We start from the raw sequence: 730 nt of genomic DNA on the forward strand, positions 1-730 counted from the left end.
CTTTCGGAAAAATCTCTGGCAATCCAATGTTTCAGTTATTTTTACTAACTTAGTGGTTATGATTCCGCAACGGAATCATCGCACAAACACGTTGTGGGTAATTTGAGAAAACCGAAATGAAATCGAATAGAAAGATATTTTTGGAACACTATTTCAAGATATTTGGAATGGAAAAATTGGAATGGATTAATGAAACGGAAAATTCAATTCGCGGAATTGTTGTTTATGATAAAGCGGACTTGGATGAACGACAAGAATTCGTTTGGAAAAAATCAGAAAATGAAATTCCTTCCGAAAAACTGAACTTTATGATTGACAAACTTATTTCGGAAAAATTACTGATTGGAGATAAATTAATAAAACCAACAGCGGAAATAGAGTTTGCGGAATTTGACAACTCGACAAAAGAAAAACTCTTTGCGGAATTATTTAATGTCGGAATTAATATGGTCGATAATGGAAAAGAAACTGATATGTTTTATGTCCACGACTGAAAAAAAATAAAAACTACCCACAACACCGTATATAAAAAATTGCTGGTGTTGTGCTAAAATAAAGGTCGTTGCAAGTTTACTACGTCTGATTTTCCTACGGAAAATCCTCGCACGCAAACACGCAACTTTCCATATACAACAACGTTGGCAGTAATTGACGAAAATCATCAATATAATAGAATTATTTAGAAAACAATTTGAATGAAAATTGACAAATTATTATTTGAAAAATCTTT

The 730-nt window shown here is 31.9% G+C and carries 1 protein-coding gene; it reads left to right on the top strand.

Annotated features, from left to right (window positions below; translation table 11 throughout):
- Positions 1-167 precede the first annotated feature (167 nt).
- Positions 168-494, top strand: coding sequence for a hypothetical protein (locus MPF13_RS15490; RefSeq protein WP_249983671.1), 327 nt, complete (start codon positions 168-170; stop codon positions 492-494).
- The last annotated feature ends 236 nt before the right edge of the window (positions 495-730 follow it).

Origin of the sequence: Polaribacter sp. Z022, assembly GCF_023555495.1 — a bacterium.
Taxonomy (GTDB): Bacteria; Bacteroidota; Bacteroidia; order Flavobacteriales; family Flavobacteriaceae; genus Polaribacter.

Coding starts and splice junctions, on each gene's coding strand:
- MPF13_RS15490 (WP_249983671.1), top strand. CDS start 168: ATGGAAAAATTGGAATGGATTAATGAAACGGAAAATTCAATTCGCGGA.